Annotated in this window: 25 protein-coding genes and 1 tRNA gene; 23 read left to right on the forward strand and 3 right to left on the reverse strand. The window is 59.0% G+C overall.

Annotated features, from left to right (window positions below; all coding sequences use genetic code 11):
- The first annotated feature begins 66 nt into the window (after positions 1-66).
- Both AB4Y87_RS03000 and AB4Y87_RS03005 read left to right on the forward strand, forming a co-directional pair.
- Positions 67-148: transfer RNA gene (locus AB4Y87_RS03000), tRNA-Leu, on the forward strand.
- A gap of 86 nt (positions 149-234) precedes the next feature.
- The gene (locus AB4Y87_RS03005; RefSeq protein ID WP_442003003.1) at positions 235-1,365 is read left to right on the forward strand and encodes a tyrosine-type recombinase/integrase; all 1,131 of its coding nucleotides are present in this window, start codon (positions 235-237) and stop codon (positions 1,363-1,365) included.
- A 22-nt stretch (positions 1,366-1,387) separates the two neighbouring features.
- On the opposite strand, the gene AB4Y87_RS03010 is transcribed toward AB4Y87_RS03005, so the two are convergent.
- Entirely contained in the window at positions 1,388-1,654 is a 267-nt protein-coding gene (locus AB4Y87_RS03010) for a hypothetical protein (protein WP_442003004.1), read from the reverse strand.
- Positions 1,655-1,931: 277 nt separating this feature from the next.
- Between AB4Y87_RS03010 and AB4Y87_RS03015 the strand changes: the two genes are divergently transcribed.
- From AB4Y87_RS03015 to AB4Y87_RS03055, 9 genes are all read left to right on the forward strand, one after another.
- Positions 1,932-2,165, forward strand: a complete 234-nt coding sequence (locus tag AB4Y87_RS03015; RefSeq protein WP_442003159.1) for a sigma factor — start codon at positions 1,932-1,934, stop codon at positions 2,163-2,165.
- Between the two features lie 308 nt (positions 2,166-2,473).
- Positions 2,474-3,238 carry a hypothetical protein gene (locus AB4Y87_RS03020; RefSeq protein ID WP_442003005.1) on the forward strand — a complete coding sequence of 255 codons (765 nt, stop codon included), beginning with the start codon at positions 2,474-2,476 and terminating at the stop codon, positions 3,236-3,238.
- 4 nt (positions 3,239-3,242) lie between these two features.
- Positions 3,243-3,962 (forward strand): hypothetical protein, encoded by a 720-nt coding sequence (locus AB4Y87_RS03025; RefSeq protein ID WP_442003006.1) that lies wholly within the window; start codon positions 3,243-3,245, stop codon positions 3,960-3,962.
- Between the two features lie 23 nt (positions 3,963-3,985).
- A complete protein-coding gene (locus AB4Y87_RS03030) occupies positions 3,986-5,011 on the forward strand; it encodes a hypothetical protein (RefSeq protein ID WP_442003007.1) in 1,026 nt (341 codons plus the stop codon).
- Between the two features lie 300 nt (positions 5,012-5,311).
- The gene (locus tag AB4Y87_RS03035) at positions 5,312-6,715 is read left to right on the forward strand and encodes a PIN domain-containing protein (protein WP_442003008.1); all 1,404 of its coding nucleotides are present in this window, start codon (positions 5,312-5,314) and stop codon (positions 6,713-6,715) included.
- Between the two features lie 518 nt (positions 6,716-7,233).
- A complete protein-coding gene (locus AB4Y87_RS03040) occupies positions 7,234-7,725 on the forward strand; it encodes a hypothetical protein (RefSeq protein ID WP_442003009.1) in 492 nt (163 codons plus the stop codon).
- A complete protein-coding gene (locus AB4Y87_RS03045) occupies positions 7,722-8,738 on the forward strand; it encodes a hypothetical protein (protein ID WP_442003010.1) in 1,017 nt (338 codons plus the stop codon). The genes AB4Y87_RS03040 and AB4Y87_RS03045 overlap by 4 nt, the downstream gene beginning before the upstream one ends.
- The gene (locus AB4Y87_RS03050) at positions 8,735-9,193 is read left to right on the forward strand and encodes a hypothetical protein (RefSeq protein ID WP_442003011.1); all 459 of its coding nucleotides are present in this window, start codon (positions 8,735-8,737) and stop codon (positions 9,191-9,193) included. The genes AB4Y87_RS03045 and AB4Y87_RS03050 overlap by 4 nt, the downstream gene beginning before the upstream one ends.
- A 298-nt stretch (positions 9,194-9,491) precedes the next feature.
- Positions 9,492-10,388: an alpha/beta hydrolase family protein gene (locus AB4Y87_RS03055; RefSeq protein WP_442003012.1), complete on the forward strand. Its 897-nt coding sequence runs from the start codon at positions 9,492-9,494 to the stop codon at positions 10,386-10,388.
- Here the strand turns inward: AB4Y87_RS03055 and AB4Y87_RS03060 are convergent.
- The gene (locus AB4Y87_RS03060) at positions 10,357-10,641 is read right to left on the reverse strand and encodes a winged helix-turn-helix domain-containing protein (protein WP_442003013.1); all 285 of its coding nucleotides are present in this window, start codon (positions 10,639-10,641) and stop codon (positions 10,357-10,359) included. The two genes, AB4Y87_RS03055 and AB4Y87_RS03060, sit on opposite strands and share 32 nt — an antisense overlap.
- Before the next feature lie 185 nt (positions 10,642-10,826).
- Here AB4Y87_RS03060 and AB4Y87_RS03065 point away from each other — a divergent pair, with 185 nt between their 5' ends.
- Positions 10,827-11,333 (forward strand): hypothetical protein, encoded by a 507-nt coding sequence (locus tag AB4Y87_RS03065; protein ID WP_442003014.1) that lies wholly within the window; start codon positions 10,827-10,829, stop codon positions 11,331-11,333.
- Here AB4Y87_RS03065 and AB4Y87_RS03070 read toward each other — a convergent pair.
- On the reverse strand, positions 11,287-11,610 hold the full coding sequence (locus tag AB4Y87_RS03070; protein ID WP_442003015.1) for an ArsR/SmtB family transcription factor: 324 nt from the start codon (positions 11,608-11,610) through the stop codon (positions 11,287-11,289). The genes AB4Y87_RS03065 and AB4Y87_RS03070 overlap by 47 nt on opposite strands.
- A 182-nt stretch (positions 11,611-11,792) precedes the next feature.
- On the opposite strand from AB4Y87_RS03070, the gene AB4Y87_RS03075 reads away from it, so the two are divergent.
- The 11 genes from AB4Y87_RS03075 (at position 11,793) to AB4Y87_RS03125 (ending at position 25,797) form a co-directional block, all read left to right on the forward strand.
- The gene (locus AB4Y87_RS03075) at positions 11,793-12,692 is read left to right on the forward strand and encodes a sigma factor (protein WP_442003016.1); all 900 of its coding nucleotides are present in this window, start codon (positions 11,793-11,795) and stop codon (positions 12,690-12,692) included.
- Between the two features lie 435 nt (positions 12,693-13,127).
- Positions 13,128-13,457 carry a hypothetical protein gene (locus AB4Y87_RS03080; RefSeq protein ID WP_442003017.1) on the forward strand — a complete coding sequence of 110 codons (330 nt, stop codon included), beginning with the start codon at positions 13,128-13,130 and terminating at the stop codon, positions 13,455-13,457.
- A gap of 20 nt (positions 13,458-13,477) precedes the next feature.
- Positions 13,478-14,563 (forward strand): C40 family peptidase, encoded by a 1,086-nt coding sequence (locus AB4Y87_RS03085; RefSeq protein ID WP_442003018.1) that lies wholly within the window; start codon positions 13,478-13,480, stop codon positions 14,561-14,563.
- 225 nt (positions 14,564-14,788) lie between these two features.
- Positions 14,789-17,392, forward strand: coding sequence for an AAA family ATPase (locus tag AB4Y87_RS03090; protein ID WP_442003019.1), 2,604 nt, complete (start codon positions 14,789-14,791; stop codon positions 17,390-17,392).
- A 187-nt stretch (positions 17,393-17,579) separates the two neighbouring features.
- The gene (locus tag AB4Y87_RS03095) at positions 17,580-17,894 is read left to right on the forward strand and encodes a hypothetical protein (RefSeq protein ID WP_091551245.1); all 315 of its coding nucleotides are present in this window, start codon (positions 17,580-17,582) and stop codon (positions 17,892-17,894) included.
- Positions 17,895-17,906: 12 nt separating this feature from the next.
- The gene (locus AB4Y87_RS03100; RefSeq protein WP_442003020.1) at positions 17,907-19,316 is read left to right on the forward strand and encodes a type IV secretion system protein; all 1,410 of its coding nucleotides are present in this window, start codon (positions 17,907-17,909) and stop codon (positions 19,314-19,316) included.
- Positions 19,309-20,799, forward strand: coding sequence for an SCO6880 family protein (locus AB4Y87_RS03105; protein ID WP_442003021.1), 1,491 nt, complete (start codon positions 19,309-19,311; stop codon positions 20,797-20,799). Before AB4Y87_RS03100 ends, AB4Y87_RS03105 begins: the two co-directional genes overlap by 8 nt.
- A complete protein-coding gene (locus AB4Y87_RS03110) occupies positions 20,796-22,256 on the forward strand; it encodes an ATP-binding protein (protein WP_442003022.1) in 1,461 nt (486 codons plus the stop codon). The genes AB4Y87_RS03105 and AB4Y87_RS03110 overlap by 4 nt, the downstream gene beginning before the upstream one ends.
- On the forward strand, positions 22,256-24,055 hold the full coding sequence (locus AB4Y87_RS03115) for a type IV secretory system conjugative DNA transfer family protein (RefSeq protein WP_442003023.1): 1,800 nt from the start codon (positions 22,256-22,258) through the stop codon (positions 24,053-24,055). The genes AB4Y87_RS03110 and AB4Y87_RS03115 overlap by 1 nt, the downstream gene beginning before the upstream one ends.
- Positions 24,055-24,555 carry a hypothetical protein gene (locus AB4Y87_RS03120; protein ID WP_442003024.1) on the forward strand — a complete coding sequence of 167 codons (501 nt, stop codon included), beginning with the start codon at positions 24,055-24,057 and terminating at the stop codon, positions 24,553-24,555. The genes AB4Y87_RS03115 and AB4Y87_RS03120 overlap by 1 nt, the downstream gene beginning before the upstream one ends.
- Before the next feature lie 84 nt (positions 24,556-24,639).
- Positions 24,640-25,797, forward strand: coding sequence for an ArdC-like ssDNA-binding domain-containing protein (locus AB4Y87_RS03125; protein WP_442003025.1), 1,158 nt, complete (start codon positions 24,640-24,642; stop codon positions 25,795-25,797).
- Positions 25,798-25,849: the final 52 nt, after the last annotated feature.

The raw sequence follows: 25,849 nt of genomic DNA on the forward strand, positions 1-25,849 counted from the left end.
GGGAAAGGATCGCGTTGCTCACAGCAATGAGAGCAGTCAGCGAGAATTAACTTCCCGGTAATCCGCGCCCGAGTGGCGGAATTGGCAGACGCGCCGCACTCAAAATGCGGTATCGAAAGGTGTGTGGGTTCGAGTCCCACCTCGGGCACTGTGTTGTCGCAGGTCAGGGGCCTATATGGCCCCTGACTGTTGACAAAACCCCCAAATCTGTTGACACGGATCTAGCATTTTTATGTGGCTAGTATCCGGAAACGCGTCAAAAAGGACGGCTCTTCGTCCTTCATGGTGGTCTGGCGCGATCCCAAGATCCGGAAGCAACAGGGCATCACTGTCGACTCCTCGCATGAGGCTGAAACTCTGAAACGTTTGCTCGATGCGAACGGACAGTCTTTCGAAATCGCGCAGCAAGCACTGCTGGACAACAGGGCGAAAATTCCGACTGTTGGCGAAGTGATCCAGGAACACATCGACCTGCTGGTCCGGCCCTCGAGCGGGACCGTGAAGACCTATCAGACCATGCTCGACCTCCACGTGAAGAAGGTCATCGGCCACGTTCCCGTGGACAGGCTGGATTACCGGATGATCGCCTACTGGGTGAAGTCGATGATGGCCAAGGGGCGCTCGCCGAAGACAATCAAGAACGTACATGGGCTGATTTCTGCTTCGATGAACACAGCGGAGATGCTGGGGTATATCACGCGCAATCCCTGCCGCGGTGTTCAGTTGCCGAGCGTTGAGAAGGCCGAGGACGAAATGATGTTCCTCACCCACGCCGAGTTCGGACTGATCATGGAAGGCATGGGGGAGCGGTACAAGGACTTCACGAACTTCTTGGTGATGACGGGGACGCGATTCGGTGAAGCCACGGCTCTGACCGTTGCGGACATCGACTTGCTGGGTAAGCCGGCGACGGCACGGATCAATAAGGCATGGAAGCGGGACGGGCAGAACCAGTTTTACATTGGGCCGACGAAGACCGGCGCCGGCAAAAGGACTATCGGCTTGAACCCTGCCCTTGTGGACCTGTTGATTCCCTTGGTGGCTGGGCGTCCGAGCAGCGATCTGATTTTCACGACGCCCAAGGGGGAGCGGATCGTTCACAAGCTGTTCTGGCATCACTATTGGGTGCCGGCGGTGAAAGCGGCACAGGCTCGAGGGCTGCGGAAGAATCCACGTATTCACGATCTACGGCACACTCATGCTTCGTGGCTGATTCAGGATGGGGTTCCTATATTCACGATCTCGCGTCGGTTGGGGCATGCGTCGACCAGGACCACAGAGGGCGTTTATGGGCACCTGATGCCGGAGGCTCTCCAGGCTGGTGCGGATGCCACGGAGCGGTCGGTGTCGGCGTTCATGCGTTGAGAAGGCTGGCTCTCCCCGTCCTCTAGAAGGCCAAGCGGTTGCGTGCTCTAGTCCCTATGAGCCGAGTGTTGGTGTTGCTTCGCTCACGGACATCTGTTGCCGGGTGGGAGTCGGGCAATATCTCACTAATCCTGGCGATCTCTGCGATGTGCTCGGATGTGAAGACGATCTTGCCCTTGCCCCAGCACGCGTGCGGGAAGCGGCCAGCGGCAGCGCCGTCGCGCAGCCATCCTTCACTGCAGCGCATGAGCGCCGCGGCTTCGGCAGGTTCGAAGAATTCCAAGTCCATGTCAAACTTTCTCGTTGCTTCACCTTGAGTGTTCATTCTTGAACTTGACTTTGGCACCATGACTAAAGTGTGTGAGCGCACGGACAATCTTGTCGCAGTAGCCCTAGTTGAGATCGTCAGCAATTCGCGGACAGGGCTGGCTTTGTGCGTTTGGCGTTTCTGATGCGGGAACGTTTCTGCGGGTGGCGGACACTACTAGGTATGAACGACTTGGGGGGAACAGGATGCTGAGCGACGGCAGAGGTGCAATGCAGGGGATTCCGAGGCACTCGGTTTGTTGTTTGACCGGCACTCGCGTGCGGTATTTCGGTACTGCCTGAGCCGGACTGCATCGTGGCGTGACGCTGAAGAGCTCGTATCCGTCACGTTTCTCGAAGCATGGTGGCAGCGCAGAAATTTATCCCTGCAGCGGGAGTCCCTGCTGCAGGGTGGAAGACAAGAGAAGCATTCGCTGCTACTAGAGGGCCGATCTCAGCTCCGAGTACCCTTTCCTCACCGAGTGCGTCATTGACGGAAAGGTGAGCGTTCTTCCAGGAACAGCCGAGGTTTGCGGCGATCTTGGTGTCCCAAGGCTCGCCCTTTAGAAATTGTCTCAGCGCTCGGCCCAAGGGCAAGGTCTTGTCGCTGGATGCAAGACAGTCGCTGATGTGGAGCATTGGATGGTCAGCGTCTGAAGAACGTTATTTGGACCGAGGGGCGGCCGGTCGAGGGACCCTTCTTGGATGCCCCGACGCAGCGTCGATATGCTGTGGCATGCGACCGCCCAATTTCCAATCAGAGTTTGCACCCCACGAAGTTCCGGACCTGACCGGAGCGCGCGTGACGAACGACGACCTCGCCGCCGAGGTCGCAAAGGTCCCCGAGCACGAACGCGTCGAGATCTCGCAGCAGAACCTTATTCTGGGCGTCATCAAGGACTTCTACTTCGCGAAGTACTTCTTCCAGACAGAAAGCACCTTGGAGTACGAGGGCGACGAGCGGCTCCAGGAGACTTTCGGCTATCTGTCGGAACAGATGCTCAAGCAGGCCGTCATCTCGGTCGCAACGACGATCGACCTGACTGCGGGGAAACCTGTGAACGGGCAGAAGCCGCCGGGCAGGACCGCGTCCCTGCCTCACATGCTCGAGAGGATCAAGACGACGCTGGAAGACCTCGACACGGACGCCAGCGCCGAGCTCGACCTCGTCGAGCACATCAGAAAATCCGTGAACCCCCAGAATCACCAGACCCTGGGGTATGTGCAGTACATGTGCAACAAGTGGGCGGGTCACGCGTCCATGGATCGCAGATTCGACACGTGGGTGGAAGCTAATGACAGCCTGAGCATCACTGCCGTCGAGGCGGCTCTCGTGAGGATCGTGAACGCCTATGAGGATTTCTCGGACCTGGTGGAGATGAGCGACACCCTCACCGAGAAGACCAAGAAGCCGAAGCAGGTGCCGACGATCAACGCGGATGGCCATAAAACCTGGAAGATGACGGTGAACTGGTCGAGCATCCGCACCCTCGCGCCGCTTCAGAGGGGGAGCGCGCAGAAGGAAGTCGACTACTTCTTCGAGACGCTCTCGACGTCGGTCGACTAGATCAATGACACCGAAGATAGGCCCTGAGACGATGCTGGCCGAATGGCTCTTCGTCGAGACGGTCGCCGACGTCAGACGACGGAGCCAGGATCCGGGTGTGCGGGACCGCTACGAGTTGCTCGGGATCGCGCCGCTTCTGCGCAAGCTCCTCATCGACGCGCATCCCCTCCTCAATACTGTCCGGACCGCTCGCCCGGAGGTGCCGACGGAGTTCCGCATCAGGCAGTGGAGCGCTCCTGACGACGGCCGGGGCGACGCGGACCTGCCGTATCTCTTCAGGCTCGGCGGTCCCGAGCTCGTGGGCGGCCCCGAGGACCCGGCGCTTCCCAAACTGAAGCACTTCATCGGGGCGAGGGTGGGCATGGTTCAGGGGCGGCCACTGACCGTCAGCGAGGTGGTCAAGTACTACGCCAACACGGAAGGCGGCGTCCACTTCGCCGTCCCCAAGGTTGAGACCGACCATATCCTGAGCGAAGTGGCTCCCGTGCTCCTCGGGCATTCGACCGGTCAGATCGAGATCCTCGCCCACCTCGGGACGATCGTGGCGGACGCGCTGACACCCCTGCGTGACTCGATCCTCGCCTCGCCCTTGATAGACACGCGCATTCACCGGCTCAACGACCGGGGATTCTACGACGGCCATTGGACCACGGACTACCAGGCGAAGGTAAGCCCAGGGGCGATAGCCGATACTGGCTCAGGCTTCGTAGGTGTCAGACTGTAGGCGGCGACAGGGACAATGGTGTGATGAGCGGATTCAACTTCTTGGAAGGGATTCTTGACGACGCCCCGACGGTGCCGGTGAAGGTGTCGTCGCGCTCGTTCCGAAATGCGATCGAAGAAGCGTTCATCCATATTTACACGCGGCAGGACCTTCAGATTGTGCTCGCCGAAGAGCTCAAGCTGTCGTGGCCGAAGGCGGATCACCAACCCACCGACAACGAGTACACCAAGCGCGACGTCATCAAGGGGTACACCGAAGGCTGGGATCTCCCTCGGCTCGCGGCCCTGGCGCGCCGTATGGTCACCGAGCTCGACGTGACCGACATGCTCCTCGCCGACCTGGCTGCTCTGCTCGCAGAGTACGACCGTGGCGGAGGCGTCGGCACGCCGGCCAAGAACCTGATCTTCGCAGCGAACGGGCCCAAGCCTGAGCTCGTGCTGCGCGATGCCCTCAACAACGACATCGAGATCGTCCGCAACGGCGAGTACTGCCTCGTCTACGACCAGCCGATCCCGGCCGATGGCCTGACGTACAGCCATCTGATTCAGTGGTGGCGAGAGCGACAGGGCTTCGCCGACGATGTGCCACCGCGGGATGTCGGCCTGGACCTGCACAACCGCCTGCGGGCTTCCCTGGACGATAACCCGGTCGAGCTTCGCGTCTTCGACGCCTATGCGGCTCGGTACAAGGACGACGGATTCGGCATCCCCGCGCTGATTCCGCAGGTCTACCTGCACTTCGACCCCGCGACCCAGATGCATCGTCGATCTGTAGGGCAGAGCGGCAGCCCGTTGGGGCGGCAGCGGATGGACTTCCTCATCCTGTTCTCCAGCAGGCATCGCGTGGTCCTCGAGGTCGACGGGAAGCAGCACTACGCGAACGGCGATACCGCAAGTCCGGCCCTCTACAGCGAGATGGTCGCCGAGGACCGACGGCTCAGGCTCGCCGGCTACGAGGTCTACAGGTTCGGCGGGGCCGGGCTGATGAAGGACGGCGCAGACAAAATGGTCACCGAGTTCTTCGACCAGCTCGCCGAGCGCATGCGCTGAGATGCATTTTTTCGTCCTGAATGATTCGGTAATCAGAAGGCTCAACGCGCATCACAAATTGATCTGCCCAGCTATTCGCCGGTGTGTGACTTTCGGCGCTAAATGACGGGTTCTTCGCGGCGCTACGGGTGGATGGATGCAGCCCGTAAGGGGCAACTATTTGAGTGAAATGTTGGTGCTCAATCGGGGGTGTTGCACCCCGCTAGGTGCATGACCCCCCGGTATGGATGCGGCCTCATCAGCTCGTTTCGCCTTGTCCTAAAAGTCGTAACGGACGAGTGCGTCACGGATACTTAGAACATGATTTCCATCGTTGTGGACACGAACATTTTGTATGACACCCCTTTGCTTGACAGAGCCGAATGGATCTCACTTACGGGTCACCAGAAAGACTGGCAAGTCGAAGTCTTGGTCCCGGAAGTCGTTCAGATGGAGACAGTCACAGTTGTGACCAGGAAGTGGTCCGACCAACAATCGACCCTTGACAAGCTTCGCGTTGCTGAACTCGGACTGCAGAAAGAACAGCAATCGCTCAGCCAAAACATCCAGGACCGCATTGATGGTTATGAAGAAGTATTGGTTGCCCGGATGGCTGAACTGGGCATCGAAGCCGCGCCGACACCAGCGGTTGGGCATCTTGAGGTGGCAGAACGAGCTTCCAAAGAGATAGCCCCTTATACAAAGGGCAGAAAGGACGGGTATAGAGACACCCTGATTTGGTTGACAGTACTCGACGTCGCAACCAGGGAGCCGGACCATGAGGTCTGGTTTGTGAGCAACAATGATCAAGATTTCGGGGACCCTTCAGCGTCCATGAAGAAGAACGACCTGGGCGCAGACGTCCCGCAGCTTCCGCGACCTCTCCACCCTCACTTGCTCGAAGAACTGGTTAATCGAGGGCTGGCCGGGAGGGTCAAGTACGCAACAAGCCTTCGTGCGTTAGAAGCACACATCGCTGCCCTTCACGGCGCTATTCCCGCACACGATCTTAGGGATCTGGTAGCTGCAATCAACCTTGAAGCCCTCGAAGGCCTGTTGACTGACCAGGCGAGCATGCGCTGGGACCACTCGGGGTTCAAGGTTTCGGCAAAGGCTGCCGCACTGAATCCACGATATTCGCATTGTCTTGTGAACTGGGTTCGGCCCCGCAGTCGCGCTTGGGGGTTCTCTGATGCAGCGGGCAGGGGGAACGACCGTTGGACTGCGAACTTTTCTGTCGAAGTGGATGCAAACATTGTGGCCGTCGATGGAGATCCAACCGAGCTGATGACTTCTTCGTTTATCGAAAAACCTCTGCTTGCGACGGGGACAGTAACCTTAACAAAACAAGGAGAACCCGTGGAAGTGCAGGTGTCTCGATTAGAGGCCCTACCCGATGACCCGGACCGAGGACTCTGGGCCTTGATCGAAGCAGCTGGGTTCCCAATGTTCGATTCCGCATGGCCCACCGAACCGTCCCTCGGATGGCCAACCGAGGCGTCCAGGTACAAGGCCATTAGAAGTGCTGCTGTGCATGGGTTGGGAAGGCTCTCTGATCAGGCCTCCAGAGCGTTAGGCGACATATCAAGGCTTCCCGCCCAAGACGCCAAAAACATAGCTGATGCCGCCAAGCTCGCTAATGGTGCAAGTTTGTCGGCAGAGGCGATCAAGATGATCAACCAAGCTGCCAACACCGCTCGGGGACTCAATCGATCGCAGGACTGAAAGTCTGACCGAATGCCTAGCGACGATCAAGAACTTTCGGACGCGGGCGAACCCGAACGATCTGTTCAGCTGGGTAGGCAAGCGGACGGGCAAACAACTCCGGACAAGGATGCTTAACGTAAATGCGGACCTCTGAAAATATCTACCTCGACTTAATTGCGGTGCACTTGTCCTTACTTTTTGGTGGGTGTTCGCCGCAGCCGGTTCTTCATTATCGAGTGGCCACCACGCTCGGCACTTCACACCGAACTGAAAGGTTCGGTCAGACTTAGTTTCGACGGGGTGTGTCCCAGCGGAGTGTTTCAGTTCTAAGAATCAGGACGCGCGAGGAGGACCGAGCGCTCGTCGATCCGTGTCTCGATGGTCACGGTGGATTCAGCCTCGATTCACCTACCACTCGCTCTGGACATGTCCAGAGCCGGAGAGTTCAATGGATGTGAGGGTTCCTGTCAGAGTGGGTCAAGGCCGTGGCCTGCGGCGACCAGAGAACCTAAGGACACGCATCACTGGGGATGCTGATGAACAAGAATCCATATCCTTCACAACAATCGCCTGCCGAACGCGCAGCGAGTGCCTTCGATTCTTTGGCGCTTCCGACTCACCTGAACTTGGAACGCCTGGTGAAAATTGTCGAGGCTGTCCGGCATCGTCCAATTCAGATTGAAGCTGCCGGAGTGCTTAACGGCGGTTCTGTCTGTGGATTGTGGCTTTCCACGGACGAAGTCGAAATCATCTTGCACGCCGTCAGTCCGTCTGGGCTGCACCGGCAACAGTTCGTCCTGCACGAACTCGGGCACATGGTCTTGAGACATGACGAACTTGTCGTTTCGGCCGACTACATAGGAGTTCTCTTCCCGAACCTTCCGGTGGGTCTTGTTTCTCGTGTCTTAGCCAGGAGCAGTTTCACCGATGAGCTGGAGGCCGCAGCGGAGTCGCTAGCGGATCTCTTCGCATCAGCGATCAGGAATAGTGCAAGGGAGCCAAGGTCCTTCGAGAGGGTTTTCGAATGATTCAGATTGTGGCTGCTGGCTTAATTTGGCTACTCGTCGTTTGCCTCCTGTCTGGCCTACGGAGACGGCGCGATCACAGCGTGCTAACGGCGGCCATCACGATTTCAGTAGCCCTGACGTTAAACATCGATCAGGTCTACGATGTCACCGATTCGGTTCTGGGCGGCCGTAACTTCGTTGACCTGTCGGCCAATGTCTCAATGGTCGTTGGGATCTACTTTCTCTCGAGAGCAATCATCCGGGCGGCAACGCCGGAAGAGGCGGTCGAGAAGGGAGATAGGGTCGGCATTATTCTCCTGTCCGCGGTGATCGTGGGCCTTGCAGCCAGCTTCAGCGCCATCGTCACCCATGGCAGTTCTACTCGGTTCATGGTGGAGTACGGTGACCAGTGGTCTGCTGCCCTCTACTCATCCATCCAGTTTGGATACATCGGCTACGTGGTTAGCGTTACCGGTTTTACGTGTTTCCGGTTTCGCGGCGACATGTTGAGACCCTACTTCCGCACGGCATTTACCTGCATCGGGGTTGGCTGTAGCTTTGCCGTTCTCCTCGTACTGCTCGTGCTGGTCATGGATATTCTGCATTTGCAGGGGCGCCTGGATGCTATGCGTGCGGTCTCGCCTATCTATGATGCGGCAGTCGTTGCGGCCATGGCCTTCCTTTGCGTGGGTCTGGCGATCCCGCCCTTAGCGCGCCGAGTTCTCCGCCACAGGGACTCCGTGACCGAGGAGGAGTTAGTCAGTGGTCTGACAAAGATCTGGGAAAAGACGACAAAGAAGCGGCAAGACGTACGGCTCGTGCGAGACACCGAAATGATCAGCCGACTGGACCGGGCTCAAAGGCTCCATAGAATGCTTGTTGAAGTACAGGACGCACTGTTAGTTGAGCCCAGTTTGGGCAGCTCCTTGGACATCCATGAGCTCAATGTCTTGAACGCTGCTGAGAACTATCTGGCGGGACCTTTCGTGCGCCAAGTTCCAGCTCGTAGACGGAAGCGGGAACAGGCGATATGACGGATGATGCCAGTTCCTCCGAAACCCCTCAGACCAGATTGGCGCGAAAGCTCAACCTCCTTCTTGACCTCTACGAGGCCGAGGGATCGGAGGCATTGACCTACCCCGAAATCAATCGGCATATGAGTCAGCGTGGAACTCCACTTTCCCGTTCCCGCTGGGCCTACATGCGCAGCGGGGATAGCTCGCTAGCAAATGATCCTGTGCTGCTCCGTAATCTTGCTGAATTCTTCGGCGTGGACCGTGACTACCTCCTCGATGATGCCGGGGAAATACCCAAACTTGTGGACGCTCAACTGGAACTTCTCCGTACCCTGCGTGAGTCCCGTGTAAGGAACTTTGCCGCTCGTCAGTTGCAAGGGATCTCTCCCGATACGCTGATGAGGCTCCGCCAAGTAATCGACGAACGGACGAGAGCAGAAGGGGTGAACGATGCGGAGAGCAATCAGCCATAGGGTTTTGAAGATTGGACTTCTTGCTGCATCCGCTGCTCTGCTTACCGGCGTGGCCGGTGCAATGTACTTTGCTCGTCAGGTTGTAGTCCCGAAATACAGCCGTCGTGAGGGATTGGACCTTCGTGCAGTGCACACTAGGGTAGACGGTTCTCTCGAAATCGAACTTCCGGCTACTGAACAAACTCGAGCGCATGGGCGGTACAGCTTTTGGTTCGATCAGGGAACAGGTCACGCGTGCTTAGGACGGATCGTCGAGTCTAACCGCGACCGGAACACCGTAACCCGAGCGGTTGAGCGAGTGGACTCGGGCGACCTCAAACAAGCCACGGCCGGTATCTGGAGCGGGTATGTCTACTCGAAACCTGGCCAACTTGGCCTGCCCTACCAAGACGTTGAGATTCCAGTTGATAACGGTGTCGCCCCAGCGTGGAGATTTGACCCGTCCGCTACTGTCGCAACTCCCGGAACATGGGCTATCCATATCCACGGCATGGGCGGTAAGCGGGCAGGCACTCTTCGCGGCATACCAGTCGCAGGACGTATGGGGCTGACGTCGCTGGTAGTCTCGTTCCGCAACGACGGCGACGCCCCGCCGTCGTACGATGGCCGGTACAGTCTCGGCCAAGGCGAGTGGCGCGACGTCGAAGCCGGGATCAACTACGCCATTTCCAATGGCGCTGAACGTATTGTCCTTTTTGGGTGGTCACTCGGCGCTGCCATGGCCCTTCAAGCAGCGGCCCTGTCGCCGAATTCATCGCGAGTAGTCGGGATGGTTCTCGACGCGCCAGTCTTCGACTGGCGAACGACCCTTGCAGCGAACGCCAAGGCGGCCGGACTACCTCTGCCACTTGTGCACCTGGGCTTTACCATTCTTCGATCCAAGGCGCTCCGGTGGGTGACTGGCCTTGCTGAGCCGATACGTCTCGATTCCCTGGATTGGTTGGCGCGCGCAACTGAATTGAACAAACCGATCCTCGTGCTCCATGGGGTGAAGGACGACACAACACCCTTCGAAGCATCAAGGAATGCTGCCAGCCTGAGGCCAGACCTCATCAAGTTGGTGGAGTTTGAAGCTCAGGGCCACTCTCTGGAGTGGAATGTCGACGCCGAAAAGTGGGAGCGATCAGTCGAGGACTGGTTCTACAGTCTCCCGTTGGCCGGCGCTAGTCCTGAGCAAGCGGCGGCGCAGTTGTAGGAGGCATTTGTACTGAGTACTGGGCCGCTAGGTCGATGAGCTGGCACTCGACGAGCGAGGCGTGGGCGGAGTAGCGCTCGTCAGCCAAAGCCTGAACGTAACCAGCCGACTCAAGGATGAAGAGATGATGCCGAACAGTTGCTTGAGATGCTTGAAGCCCTGAAGCCAAGACGCAGGGGGAAGATGGCCCGCTTCTGATAAGGAAGCGAAGGATCTGGCTCCGTGTTCGGTTCATCAAGATGTAGGTCGACATTCAAACCACGGCTCAGGATTGTGGAGGATGCTTGCTGTAGACGGGTCTACAGCAACAGGATACGCCTCAGATGAGCCGTGGAACAGATTGAATGTGTAGTGGATTGTCTAGCCAGGGCGCTCGCGGAATACTGATGGCAACGCAGCATCATTTCTCATCGAACGAGGCAGTCGAAAGGGTGGAGCATGCCGGCAAAAGACCTTAGCCGCGACGGCGCGTTGTCACCGCAGGCCGCCCTCGCCCGCCGGCTAAACCTGCTGCTCGATGTCGTTGTAGCCGAGAGGGGTTCACCCGTCACTTTCCGGGAGATTGAGGCCGGGCTCCGCGCTCGAGGAATCAAGATCTCCAGAGCCAGATGGTTCTACATGAAAGACGGCACGGGACGCCTGGTTAGTGATCCGAAGCTGCTCGCCGCTATCTGCGAGATGTTCGACGTCGATCCCTCCTATTTGCTGAACGGCGTGGAAGGTGACATCCCGGAGCGCATCGATTCGCAGTTGGAGTTCGTGAAGTCACTTAGGGCAGCTCGGGTGAAATCCTTCGCAGTTAGGACGCTCGGTGACGTCTCGCCGGAAACGCTGCGCGCCATCTCCGAGTATCTAAACAAGGACATCAGCTTGCATCCGAATGGTGAGCGGGCCGCAGCTACTCCTCCAAGACATACCGAAGATGAGCGTCCAGTAACTCCTTGATGCGGGCAGAATTCGCTGAGTAGCGAGGAGAACGACCGTGGCGCCGTCCGGCTTCCACGTCGACCTCAACGGCGCCGACCTGTTCAAGTGCGATGAGGTGTTTGGCGACGCTGGGCTCGCCGGCGCTGACTGCTGCGACGATGTCCCCTCTGGACGCAGGACCATTTGCCGTCAGGAATCTCAGAATCTCATTCCGGGAGCGGTTCCCGAACGTGGCCACTGCGTCTTCAACGTCGGGCGACCAGGCGTCGTCGTGAGGCTGCGTGATCCGTGGCATGCCTCCATTCTTGCTGAACAACATGGAAAAAGTAAGAACTGGAGTCTTGACGATACTTTAATTATCTTTGACAATATTTGTTAGAAGCTTGTGTTGTGGTCAGATCGCTACTAGCCACGTTGATTCGCCACATCTGGTGGCGCTGGAGATATTCGAATCCGTTAGTCGAAGCGGTGAGAGCCATGAGCCTGGAACACCTGGCGGGCAACGCTGAAATAGAGAACTCAACCCCATCCCCGGTGGACATTTCGCTGCTGAGGCCGGTGACACCCACCCTGACAGTACCCATCGACCAAATGATGGGAGCAGTTGAAGGCGTGCGTCGGTACGTCATCTCGCACTTGGCCCGGATCGGCCGCTCGTGCGATGTGGACGATGTCATACAGGACATCAGGATGGCCGTTTGGGACGGGGTAGCACGCGGCAGCTACCGGCAGATCCCTGGAGTTCCATTCGAGGCCTGGGTGCAAGGCGTCACGGGAAATGTCTGTGCCGCGCACGTCCGTCGGGAACTTGGCCACAAGACGCTGCCGCTGCTAATAGATCCAAGCGATGGTGACGGTCCGGAGGTTGTTCAGCAGCTAGCGGTATTGGTGGTGTCCCGTGATTACCGCGATGCCGAGGAGATCATCGATCATGAATGGGCGCATATGGTTCTTGGGCTGACTCGGGCCGCGGTGTCAGCTCCCGTTTGGCGCCTCGCCGTGGGCAGCCTTACCGAGCCGCGACGATACGCCCCTCCGTCGCCGCATGACCGTCGTCGCTGGAATGCAGTCACCGCGGTTCGGCAGACCGCAAAGACAATTAGTAAAGCCCTGGATGTAGATCCTGAAGCTGTGCATGACATGCCTGGCCTCTGCACGCACGCCGTTGGTTGTCTGCCGAGTCCGCTGCTGCGGGGAGTGGCCGAATCGATCGTGCTGCCAGAACACCACGGCGTCGAACGGCAGGTTGCCATCGCCGCGGTTGCCGAGGAGTTCAAACTGACTGATCGATATGTGGCTGTTCAAATCGGCACGGCCCGTCGCCTGTACCAAACGGCATGGCGAGTCATTCGCAGTTCCATGACTTCGGCTATTTGAGTCATGTTGCTCATTGCCGAGCTAAGCCATGAACAGGCTTAGGAGGCAAACGTGGTTGAATCGCTTCGGCGCGGACGCACAACTCGTCGGTGGGTGTTTGGTCTAGCATTCGCGGCCATCGTAGGCGCCCTCATTCTCGTCCTGGTCGCACCGTGGGAGTCCCCGTCTACAAAAGGGACGGGCGTCCCATCGGCAGAGTCTCAAACCGAAAAGGCTCCACCGAGCACTTCCCCGACTTCTACACCGAAACCAACGAGGTCATCTCCACTCTCTAAGGTGCCTGCGTCCGTTCCGCCTGTGACTGCCGATTATCGGGCGCTTGCTTCTGCGGCGGCTGTGGCCATCTATAGCTGGGACACTCGAAGTTCGTCCTATTCGGATGTGTACGCTCGAATTAGGGGCTGGTGGTTCGTCCTCCCTGACGGATCGAATCCATTGTCTGTCCTCGTACAGGAGTTCGAGGCAACGGGCATAAATGCGGGATCCTTCGCTTCTCTTGCGGGCAAGGGTGCCTACCGGGTAGCAACGTTCGAATCCATGGCATGCGACAAGGAACTCGTAAAGGTCCGCGAACGTCCGGCTCCGTGGGTGGGCCTTCATGTTTGCACGGTTCGACTCAAGGTCGTTGATCAGACCGCCAGTAGCAGTAATTCATACACAGCGCCGGTCAGTGTCATGGCCAACTGTCCGCCGGCAGCGACCGCGCCGCCTGATCGTTGCCAAATGGTGGGCTTCTATGCGTCCGCCAGCAGGATCGTCTACTGATGCCGCACCCGGCTTTGTTAATGGCGCTAGCTAGACGCCGAACAGTCTTGCGGGCTGCAACAGCGGTCGTTCTCGTGATCGTGCTTTCCCTAGGTGTCGTCGTCAGTGTTGTCGCTATAGCCTTGGCGGGGGATAAGCCGACGTCGCCCGTCGGCTGTGTGTCCAACAGCCGCGCTGTCGCCCAAAACGTCCTCGAGAACAGTGGAACTCGACCGGATGGTCAAGCGGTTGGACTCTCCGCAGGGCAGATTGCTGTGGCACAGGGGTACATTTCCGTCGGGAAGCAACTTGGCGTTCCTCGGCAGGCGATGGTGATTGCCATCATGATGTCGTTGCAGGAGTCGACCCTCCGGATGCTCGCCAACGCCAACGTCCCCGCCTCATTCCAGTACCCTCATGACGGGGTTGGGAGTGACCATGATTCCGTAGGCTCTGCACAACAACGACCAGCGGCGGGTTGGGGGACCGTTGCAGAGCTGATGGATGTCACTTACAACGCCCGGGCGTTCTATGGCGGGCCGTCTGGGCCGAATCGAGGTAGTCCTCGAGGTTTGCTGGATGTGCCAGGCTGGTCTTCCATGAGCAAAGGGCAAGCAGCCCAAGCAGTTCAAGTTTCAGCGTTTCCCGAGCTCTATGCTCGATGGGAACCACAGGCGACAGCGATCGTTGATCTGCTTCAGGGTGTCACCACGCTTCCGAAGTGCAGCGCAGGGGAGAGTGGCCGGCCAGATCCGGTCCACGCAGAGGGCTTGCCTCAAATTCGGCAAGACATTCTGCGTTTCACACAGATGGGTGTGGGTGGTGCTTATGTCTGGGGTGGAACGGCATTCAAGGCCTGGGATTGCTCAGGATTTGTTCAGTGGATTTATCGCCAAGCGGGAATCGAGCTCCCGCGGGTGGAACAGTGGCGCGTTGGGCGAATGACAGACAATCCTCAAATTGGGGACCTAGTGGTCCAGAACCCTCAGGGTCCATACAACTGGGGACACGTCGGCATCTACGCAGGCGAGGGAATGATGTACAGCGCCCTGAACCCCTCCGCTGGGACACTGCTCCACCCAATTGATTGGAATCCAGGTACGGTCTACTTCGATCTGCTGACATAGCGGACACGGTGTATTGCCATATTTCTCGAGTTTCTGCTAGTGGTGCTGCCAGTTCCCAGCCAGACGGTGCCGCAAAGACAAATGACCCACGCGGCTTGTAACCACAAGCAAATATGAACTTGCCGAGTGGCGTCCCCAAAAAGCAGTGGCCGTGCGCGATAGTGGAACAAACAACTATTTCGGGGAGATCTGTTGAGGTCGGGTAGCGACATTGCCACGAGAATCATGTCGGCCGTCGAGGTCTTGGAGCCGACAGATAAGGAAGAGATTCGGCAGGCGGTCTGGGACGTTGCCCAAGCCCCCTCGGTTGAAGGTGCGGACGCATTTCGTGGGTGGCTTGAGAAAATCAGTGTCCAGGGTGTGCGAGCCTTCGGTCAACAGGAAACCTTTGAGCTATCTCGGGGACTCACAATAATCTATGCCCAGAATGGCTCGGGAAAGACCAGTCTCGTCGACGCGATTGAACTGCTATCAACTGGGCGGACAACCCGGGCGGCTCAATATCCTCAGTTAGAGTCGGAAATGAGGGACGACCTTCACGTTCAGCATGCAACTCTAGATGGCGAACCATGTGCACCAGACGCCAATGTCAGCACTGTCTGGAGAAGTGCGAGAGGAACGCCGGCGATCAACTCGGTGTGGTCGCGAACTTGGGGCAAAGCCGCGGAAAACGCGCCGCCCGTGCACCTGATCGCCCGCAGGAGGCTTCGCGAAGTTATTGCTCTAAAGGGTCCGGACCGCGCATCTCGCTTGGGAGACGCCCTCGGGTTAAGCGCAATTACCGAGGAATGGACTGTTGCTCAGGATCGGCTCAGCGATGAGGCTAAGAGGCTTGAGACAGCACCGGTACTGCCACAAGAGTTCGAACGCGATGTTGTCCGTCTGATGGCGGAAACGCCTTGCGATGCATCGGAATCGTTTCTCGAGGCCCGTATAGTGCAAGATGCCCAATCGGTGCTCGACTCGGACTCGGGCGGCAACCCTCCAGCTGAAGGTCCTTGGGACGTGACTCTGGGTCGGACCCTGCCACCCCTTCCAAAAGTCCCCCCGACCTTCGCTTTGGAAGAAATCATCAAGAGCTCCGAGGACTTGGCGGAGCCGCCTCCCCAGCCCACGAGGGCCGTCATCGATACAAAATCAATGGACTTGCTCGAAGCATTTCTTGCTACCGCAGAGCCGGACAAGTTGTGCCCTGCTTGTGAGGACGGATTGGTCAGCTCTGACCGGCTAAGTAACGTTCAGAGCTTGCTGCATGATGTAACTGAACTCCGGGGATACCAAGCTGCTCAAAAGGCCGTTTATTCGAGGGCAACGGCCCTGCTGGATGCTTTACCAATCGAAGGTTTGCAGTGGACCATCCCTACAGTCTCACCTGAGATGCTGGATGAGCTTGCCGCGTCCGAGAAAAGTCGCGCATTTCAGTCTTCCTACATTGAACTTTATGAGAGATCTATTCGTTGGAGCGCCGCGGCTCAACGGCTGGTGGAAGAAAAAGCCCAAGCCAAGAGCTCTTTGATGAACGAAGATATGCGTTCGTTACTTAATTCGTTGAATGATCTGGGGGAGTGGCGGCAAACGCTTGAAGCTTTAGCGATGCGCTGCGAGGAGTTAAGAGTCGAAGCTCGGCAGGAGCTTGTGGCGTCATCCGAACGGTCGGTCGCCTTAGAAGCTAAGTGGCGCATGCTAAATGCCCACCGGATAGCTCAGAAAGTCGTGGAAACTAGGCGGTCGAAGACGCGTGCAGCTGCCTACAAAACCGCCTCAGCGGTGCTCAAAACGCACTTGGATCAAACAATCGGCGATCGGTGCAGCCTGCTGGCCAAACCTATTAACGAGTGGATGGCCCGTCTGGCGCCGGACGGAACGCCCGGAGTTCGTGTATCGACGAGAGCAACTTCTGGCCGAACCGCCTTGGACTTGTTTGTATCCGGAAATGGGAAGGTGAAGGCCATTGGACGGCTTTCTGACTCGCAACTGGACATGCTCGGTTTGGCAGCCCATCTGGCAACCTTAGAGCGCGAATCACCAGGCCAGCCGGTCGTCATCGACGATCCTACCGACATGTTGGATCACTTAACCCGCGATAAGCTGGCTGGAGATGGCATCGCTCGACTGCTCTCGGATGACGCTGGTACCGGAAGACAAGTTGTTGTTCTTACTCACGATGACCAGTTTGTTCGTGAGCTCTGGCGCCACCATGGCCACCGGTGGCCAACAACTTCGCAATTGGTCATCGAAGTGAATAACAGTGTGGTCCCGCCGCAAGCTGTTGTTGTACCCCGATCAGCCCGTCAATATCTCGAACGCGTCGAGACTCTGTTATCGCAGCACCCTGACGAGGGAAACAGACTGTGGCTGCGAAGCGCCGCAGGCAACCAACTTCGGCAGGCGCTCGAGATGATTGTCAAAGACATCCATCTCGTCCTTGGACCGCTAGGTCTGGGGTACATGGCGGCTCACGACGTATTAGACAAGAGGGGCGCCGGCGCCGCCTTTGACGACGTGGCCAGAGTAGTAAGAGAAATCGAGCAAATCCACAGTGAGTGTGGCTCACCGCGGCATCGCAGTGCCCAACAGCCCATGGCTCGGTTGCTTGATTCAATTGATCGAAGGAAAGAGTATCTACTGGACGAAGCCAGCCACGCGGACTTCGTCTATCCCAGCGTGGTGCAGATTAAGGACTACGCATCTCAGCTCCGACGATTGGCCCACTTCTTGGAGCCGAACGCTGTAAGCCACACTGACGAATGGACAGCATCGTGTCGCTGGGCGAAGGAGTTTCAGACCTGCCCTGCGTGTTCGCTGATAAGCGCGGACGTTGCTGCATGAGTCGATTCCCACCGTAGTCTCGGCTTGAGACCTGAGCGATTCGCCTAAGCCAGGCTGGTCGTTTTTGGGGACCTGTACATTGATCACCATTGGTTCTGGAATGCCCTTATAACGATGTTTGTCGCCTCCGTCATGTCGTTCCCTCCCGACCCACCCATGAAGTCGTGAGCCCAAGCAGCTCATTTCATTGGAAGACGACTGGATGGAGCACCAGATGGTACTGGCAGCGGTGGATCCTGGGATCACACCAAACGCGAACTTTCCTTTTCTTGAGTCCCTCAAGCAGATCGGCGGCGGCATCCTCGTCGGCGCTTTCATCGTCATCGCGATCGTGGCCATCATCGGAGCTGCGATGTTGTTGGCCGGCAAATTGAGCCAATCGTCGCGGCTTGCCTCTGGCGGTGGAGTGATCCTGCTGTGGACCGGCCCGGTCGCGGCAATTCTCGGTGGTATTAACGGTTACATACTGTGGTCCCAGACGGCCTTTCCGTTGGGTTTTTAGCCGCTTGCGATCATGCCTATCGAGTGTGACCTCAACGGTTGGTGGCCGCCGGGTTGCGGACTGGTTTCACAAGCTAACGACGGCGTACAAGGCTCCATCACGTCCATCTTCGCGAACGTTCTTCAGAACATCGCCTCTTGGATGTGGGGGTTCATCACGGGAGCCTTCACGGTCTCGGATGTCGACGACTCCCAATGGGCCGCGATCGGCGGCCTGACGAACTGGTGGGTCATCGTGATGATGACGCCACTCGTCGTCGTGATGATCTTGCAACTCTTGTCCGGTCTGATCAGCCAGCAACCACGCCGACTGCTGAGGGGACTCGTCGGGGGAGCGGCGGCAGTGCCGCTCGTGGCTGCGGCCGTCTACGTGGTTCGGCAGCTCACCAAGGTCAGCGACGAGGCGTCGGCGGCCCTGCTGGAGTCAATGGGAACTGATCCTTACGTCGTGTTCATGCGACTCTTCGGCTTCGAACGGGCTCCAGCAGGCTCCAAGCGCGAATGGAATGTCATCTCCCTGGCGCCGGGCAATCAAGGCGGAGCCGTCGGCGGCGCGATAGTGACAGCAATGGCAGTCATCGTCGTGTGGATCCTGGCGTTCATCCTCATGTGCTCGATGATCTTCAGGACGTTCGCCCTCGCCGTCCTCGCGGCTGTCGCACCGGTCGCCCTCATGATGATGCCCTGGGAGAAGTCCAGGGCCTGGGCCGGGCGGTGGTGCGAAGTCGTCGTCGCGCTTTTGCTGGCGAAACCGCTGGCCGCGACAGTTCTGGCAGCGGCGATCAAACTGTTCGCGGATTCGACGTCTTTTGCGGGATTGGCAGCCGGCACTGTCGGCATGGTTCTCGCCTGCGGAGCCCCATTGATGGCGCTGAGACTAGTGAGCTTTGCCGGGGGTGAACTCGCAGCAGCGGCTCAAACGGCTGGCGGCGGTCACGTCCTTGCTCGCAGCAGCAGCGTTGCCTCCCGGCAGTTCAGCCGACAACTCGGTGGCCGCATGACGATTGCATCAATGTTGGGCAGATCGTCACTAGCTCGACCAATTTCCTCAAGTCGCAGGGACATCCCCACGCGCGTGCTGGCACCTTCAGTGCCTCTGCCGCGCAGCCTCACGAGTACGACGCCGATACCCACCTCAGGTGAAAACGCTTCGGTATCGCACGGAGCAAACTCCGTTCGCGGAGGCGCCGCCGCTGGGCAGAGGGACGTGGTGAGCGGAGAGCTCGTAACCGGGCCGAGTAAACAGGCGTCGGCGTCACCTTCGCGGATACAGGACGCCAGACCGCCAAAGGCAAACCGACCGAGGACCGCTCCGGCGCCCGAAATGCGAAGTTCTGGCAGCGCTTTGCCGTCATCCGAATTGCCGCCCATCAGGCCAAAGGCGTCAGAGGGGCACTTCCCTCCGGAGAAACCCAATGACTGAAGATTCCCGGGCACTTGAGGCCGTTAAGTTTCCCCGCTACGAGCGTCGCGGCATTTTCATGGGGCTGAAGTGGTACCAGCTCGCGTTACTGGCCGTCGGCATCCTAACGGCGATTATTGCCTCCGCGGCTGGCGGTCCAGTCGGACTTACGACAATGAGTCCCATCTGGCTGCTGTTCGTGCTGATGGGAGTGCTTCAGCACGCTCGCATTCCATATCCCATCTGGGTCAGTCTCATCACTCTGTTCTTCATGCGATTGATCTTAGGGCAGACCCAATACCTCGCACGCCCCGAAAAAGCGCTCAAAGCGGGGAGGCTTGCGCTGCCAGGTGGACTCGGCAATCTCAAACTCCAGACGACCAGACGCGGAGAGTGCTTTATCCTTGACCCGCAAGGCAAGGAAGCAACGGTCGTCTTGCGTTGTACCACCAGATCATTTGCCCTTCTCGACGACGATGACAAAGCGTGGGCGGCCCAGGCATGGTCACGTGTTCAGGCCGGGCTCGCCCAACGGTCGGACATAGCAAGAATCGCCGTTCAGGATTACACGGTTCCGTATCCTTCGTCTGCCCTTCAGGACTTCTATAACAACACCATCTTGCGAAATGGTGGCCGGCCGGGTGGCAATTCGTGGGGTGAGTTGGCCTACCAGGACTTGATAGCTGCTGCTGGCTCCGCCATGAGTCACGACGTGTTGTTGTCCGTTGTTGTGGACACCGTCAAATCGAGGAGGCGCATCAAGGAGTCGGGCGGCGGCATAGCCGGACTCGAGCGTGTTCTGCGTTTGGAGGTTCAGGCAATCACCTCATCCTTGGCAACTCATGGAGTGCGGGTGGACGAGTGGCTTTCGGAGTCCCGGCTACTTGAAGTGTTCAGGGGTTCCTTTGATCCAGAAACGCTCTCCCGAGGCTCGGTGAAGAATGACAGCGAGCCGGAGGATGCCCAGCCAACCGGAAGACGGCGACTGAGTTCAAGCCCGATGGCCGTAGATGAGCACTGGACCTACCTCCGCACGGACTCCGGGTTCCATCAGACTTTCTGGGTCGCAGAGTGGCCTCGCCAGAAGGTCCATCCCGGGTTCCTGCACCCGCTGGTTTACGTCGGCGACTTCCGGCATACGGTCACGCRGGTGATTCGTGCTGTTCCTACCATGGAAGCCCTCAAGGACATTCGATCCGCTCAGGAAGCCCACGAAACCCGACGCAGGATCAACGCCMGGTTCGATCGTCCGACGACACGGGAGCAGCGAGCCGAGGAAGAAGAAGTTGCGCAACGGGAAGAAGAGATCATAGCCGGGCATGGCGATGTTCGTCCGACCGCCTTCGTGACGATAACCGCAGCGTCCTTGGAGGATTTGGCCCGGCACCGCCACCAACTGGAGTCCGCAGCGGCCGGTGCGTTCGTCGAACTTCGATTGCTGGCGGGCCAACAGTGGGCAGCCTTCATTGCGGGAGGACTGCCCTTGGGAAGGGGATTGCGATGAGCCTCAAGAACCAAGAGGTGACCTATACGCCGTCGGGCACTCCCGCCGAACGCAAGAGTCTCAGAAAGGCGACAACCGCTGAGTCATTGCCACAGAAGCGCAAACTCGGCCAGCGGATCGACGAAGCCTTGGAGCGGCGCGGCGACCGCGAGCGCCTTGTCGGCGATTGGGGGAGCAGGGAACCGCAGTCACTATGGGGTCCGCATAGACTCCGGCCGGCACCTCACCGTGCCTCAACGATGACCTTCGCGGCGGCCTATCCCTTCATCACGGAGTCAGGACTTGGCCATGAAGGAACTTACATAGGAACTGACGTCTTTGGTTCGGGGGCCTTTTCCTACGATCCGTGGATCCTGTACGACAAAGGGATCATCAGCGGTCCTTCGATCGTCGTCATTGGCACGGTAGGCACGGGCAAATCCATGTGTGGGAAGTCGCTGGTTGCTCGCTCCATAACGTTGGGACGGAAAGCGGCTGTCGCGTCGGATCCCAAGGGCGAATGGGTGGCAGTGGCCAAGGCCGTCGGTGGTAAGGTCATTTCCGTGGGTCCTGGTCGCACGGCTCGCGTGAATCCTCTGGACGCAGGTTCTCGGCCCGCTTCACTGTCGGACACCCAGTGGAAGGCTGTCGTCCGGCAGCGGCGTCGGCAACTGCTGGTGGCTTTGGTGTCTCTCATGCGTCAGGGCACGCCGTTGCATCCGGTTGAGCACACCGCTCTCGACATGGCGCTCATGGAAACCACCGCCGAAAATTCGACGCCGACCCTTCCTATGGTGCTGGACCGCCTCTTGAGTCCTTCCGCAGAAACGCTCGCCCTTGTCGGCAAGGACGGCGGAGCTGCAGTCAGTCACTCGCTGAGGCGCACAGTCTCTGGCGATTTGGAAGGCATGTTCGATGCGCCGTCCACAGTGGCCTTCGACGCCGACGCGCCAATGATGGTCATGGATACGTCCGCGCTCATCGGCGCGTCCGAGCAGGCGTTGTCCCTCGCCGCTGCCTGTAGCGCCACGTGGCTGGAGGCGGCAGTGACAAACCCCGACGGCGGTAAGCGGCTTGTGGTGTACGACGAAGGGTGGCGGATGCTCGCCGATCCCTACATGCTGGCCAAGATGAGCGAGCAATGGCGGCTCGCGAGGACATACGGGATTGCGAACCTTCTCATCATGCATAAGGTGGCTGACCTCAACGAGATCGGCGACAGCAGCAGCGGTCACCGTCAGAAGGCCCTGGGGTTGCTGACAGAAGCTGATACTCGCATCATCTATCGCCAGAAGCATGACGCCATGCGCCTGACCAAGGAAGCTCTGGGGCTTACCGAAGCTGAGTGCGAGCACGTCGAGAACCTTCCAAAGGGCGTTGGGCTCTGGAAGGTTGGGAACCGCTCCTTCATCGTGGCCAACAGAGTGACCACAGATGAGCTGGAAGTCTTTGGCACGGATGACCGGATGCACCTGTGATGACGACGCGACCGGGTAGCAGCAGTCCCTTGGTCTCGGCCGGACTGTGGACGTTGACTGGCTACATGGGGTTCTGCCTGTTGGTCCAAGCAGCCGCTCACCTTGCTGGCGCTGGTCATTGCGGCGGCAGGCCGCCGTCGTTCTTCAACCCCGCTGCAGGCATCGGGTTATTGACGGGCCGTCAGGACTGGATTATGGGTACCTCGAGCGGCTGCGCCATAGACGTACGGGCAATGTGGTGGATTGTGGGTGTAGTTCTCACATTGCTTGCGGCGCTCGCAGCTGCTGCGGCCCTCGCGTGGAGAACCTGGAAGCAGTCCGGAGCGTGGTTACGCCAGGACATCCTGAGCAGGGACGGGGTGGCTGGCCGGGCTGAAATACTTCGGGACTTCGGAGCCAGAGCTGTTCGTAAGCGTGGGCAATACACTAGGCCCGGCCTCCGCAAGCCGAGCATTCATGATGTGTCGTGGACACTTGGGCGCTCCCGTGGAGTGACCATCCATGTCTCTACCGAAGAGTCGATGGTCATTCAGGGAGCTCCTCGGTCGGGCAAGGGCCTATATGTCGTCATCAACGCGATCCTTGACGCGCCCGGCGCTGTTGTTACAACATCCACGCGAGCCGACAATCTGGTGGTCACGATGCGAGCGCGAATGTCCGGTGGGCGGCCAGTGACTGTCTTTGACCCTCAGGGCATGTCGGGCCTGCCATCGACTCTCCGTTGGTCGCCGGTGCGTGGTTGCGGTGACCCGGACATCGCCACCAGACGGGCTCTCGTTATCACCGCAGATACCGAGATGAAAGGCGAGAACGCCGCGTGGCAAAAGCGCTCGCTGATCGTGCTGCAGTGCCTGCTCCATGCGGCGGCGCTGTCAGGGCAGGGCATCGCAGCCTTCCGTCGATGGTCGTCCAGCCCTGTGCTGGCCAGAGAGGCGCTGGATATTCTGGGGCGTCCCGGTGCGGCATTGGGATGGCAGGCAGATCTGATGGGGATCTTGGAAGACGACCCACGGAATACTTCCAACTCATGGATTGGGGTCTCAGCCGCTGTAGCCCCACTTTCATCTCCGAGGGTGTTGGCGGCACTGGACCCACAAGACGAAGCTCAAGAGTTTGATCCCAAGAGCTTCATCAGGCAACGGGGGACTCTCTACCTTATTGGTACCCGCTCCGGAGCTGCCGCCGCTGGTCCCTACCTATCGGCCTTGATCGACGACATCGATAACGCTGCGCGAGAGCTGGCTTTTGTCTCGCCTGGAGGCCGACTCGATCCACCGCTTTCCCTGATCCTCGACGAAATAGCGAATCTGTCTCCGTGGCCTGGCCTGCCCGTGGTGCTCTCTGATGGGGGTGGCATCGGCATTTCAACTCTCGTGGTTCTGCAGTCCCTTTCACAGGCACGGAGTGGATGGTCAATCGAGGAAGCCGCCACCATCTGGGATTCCGCGATCATCAAAGTGATCTTCGGCGGCGGTTCGGACGAGCCTGACCTGCGCTCGCTGGCTGGCCTACTGGGAGAGCGGAGTCTCGTGCTCAACACCCGCTCCTGGTCATCTCAGGGCCGTCAGGACGGGGAACAGATCAGGGAGAGCCCAGTCATTCGGTTGGACGAGATCCGGAGGCTGCCGGTAGGGACTGCTCTGATGCTCGGTCGCCGTACAAGGCCGATCCTCCTGGATCTTCGGGACTGGCATCAACGCAAGGATGCAGCCGAACTGGGCCGTTCGAAGATTGAAACTGAACGGGAGCTGGCCGCCGGCCACCGGCAGAACCAGGCAATAGAAAAACAGGTGGACTGATGGGCTCCTCATCCGATGACGCTGAGTTTGAAGTTGGTCCAATTGCGGAACTCGACGACGAATTGACGGCAGAGCTGTTCCGATCGGCATTTCAGCCGCCATCCCGTGGCCCGGGTGGTACGTATCGTTGGCGTGACATGGCACCCGAACAGGCAGTTGGGGCCTGGGAAAGCCTGTTTGGGTGGGTCAGGTGGTTTGTGGCGACCTACCAGCTGACGACGTCGGTGGTGCCGGACTGCTGGTGGCGTCACACGGAAATCGTGGCCGAGCTCTATGCCCTGCAGCGAGCCGAAATGGCTTCCTATATGGCCGACGACGCCGGCTACGGACCGTTGGCATTCCACGAAAGGTTGCCACACGCCGTCGAACGTCTGCGGGTCCACACGCGGACGGCAGGATGCGTCGGCCTGCAGAGCCACAAGGAACCGGTCCTGAGGATCGTTCCCGCAGACCGGGAATTCGAGGACTGGAAGCTGGGCACCCATCAGACCCGAAGCTGATCCCGTCATGCCGTTGCTTCGTTCGCTCGACATGAATAGGTGATCCCCTCAGGGGGCAGTCTAGAAGCACGAAGGGTGGCTGTCGTGGCCTCTGCATCTGAACTCAATGCTGACGCAAACGGGGCTGAAGAAGCCGCCGCGCCGCCGTCGAACGCTCGCCTGTCGCCCGAGGAACGCATAGCCGAACTGACCAAGGGACTTCACACAGCACTTGAGGAAGCCATTGATTCGCCGATGCGCTGGCAGGTTCTGCTCGATGCCTCCGCAACCCTGTGGCGGTACTCCGGGGGTAACATCGCCCTGCTGATGATGCAGATGGCACAGCGCGGTACCCAAGAGCCGACTCTGGTGGCCGGCTACAAGGAGTGGGCCCGGCATGGGCGAACGGTTCTGCGGGGAGAACACGCGCTCTGGGTGATCGCGCCCCGGACAGCATCGATGCAGGAACTGATTCTGGCCGACGGGCAGCGCAAGCTCTTGCCAGCGAATCAGACTGCACCTGTTAATGCTGTCAGCAGAGGCAAGAAGAACGTGATCACGGGTTGGCGCGGGCAGGCTGTCTTTGACGTCACACAAACGGAGGGCACACCGCTGCTGGTTCCTCGCGCGGGTGCTCAATTTGGCGTGGACGTTGGCGATCTGTGGACTTCCCTACGGGAGGTAGCGAAGGAACACAGCTTCCGGGTTGAGGTGTCGGGATTCCAACAGGGCTACACCAGTGGCTATACCGACTTTGATGCTCGTCGAATTCAAGTTGGCGCTTGGATGACCGACGAGGAACGCGTAGCCGTTCTTGCCCACGAACTCGGCCACGTTCTTTTGCATGGACCAGACGACCGCCTGGGGCGACTTTATGGAAGCAGCGCGAACCATCGCGGCCTGGCGGAAGTCGAAGCCGAATCAGTTGCCTATACCGTCATGCGGGCCCACGGCATCGATCGAGGACCGCAGTCAGCGTCCTATCTGGCTGGTTGGGCCGACGCTGTGATCAGCGCGGAGAAGGACCTGAAGCACGACTCCTCAGAAGGCTGGGTGCCGACGTCGCGCGTCGACATCGCGAAGTCGGTGCTTGGACGGGTGACCGCAGCAACCAAGGGGATCCTGGCGGTCTCGGATCCTCCTGGCTTCGGAGGAAAGTTCGCCGCCACCAGTGCTGACCCATCCGTTGCTGCCAGTCCGAACTACGCGGGTGTCCCTGGACCGACCGCGTCCTTGAACGGTCCTGAGATTGCTGGTCCCTAAACGCGCAGGTGTCCGTCGGGAGAGGCCCGTCGGCTAAGGAAGGTAAACCATC

The organism is Paenarthrobacter sp. RAF54_2 (assembly GCF_052113945.1).
Lineage (GTDB): Bacteria > Actinomycetota > Actinomycetes > Actinomycetales > Micrococcaceae > Arthrobacter.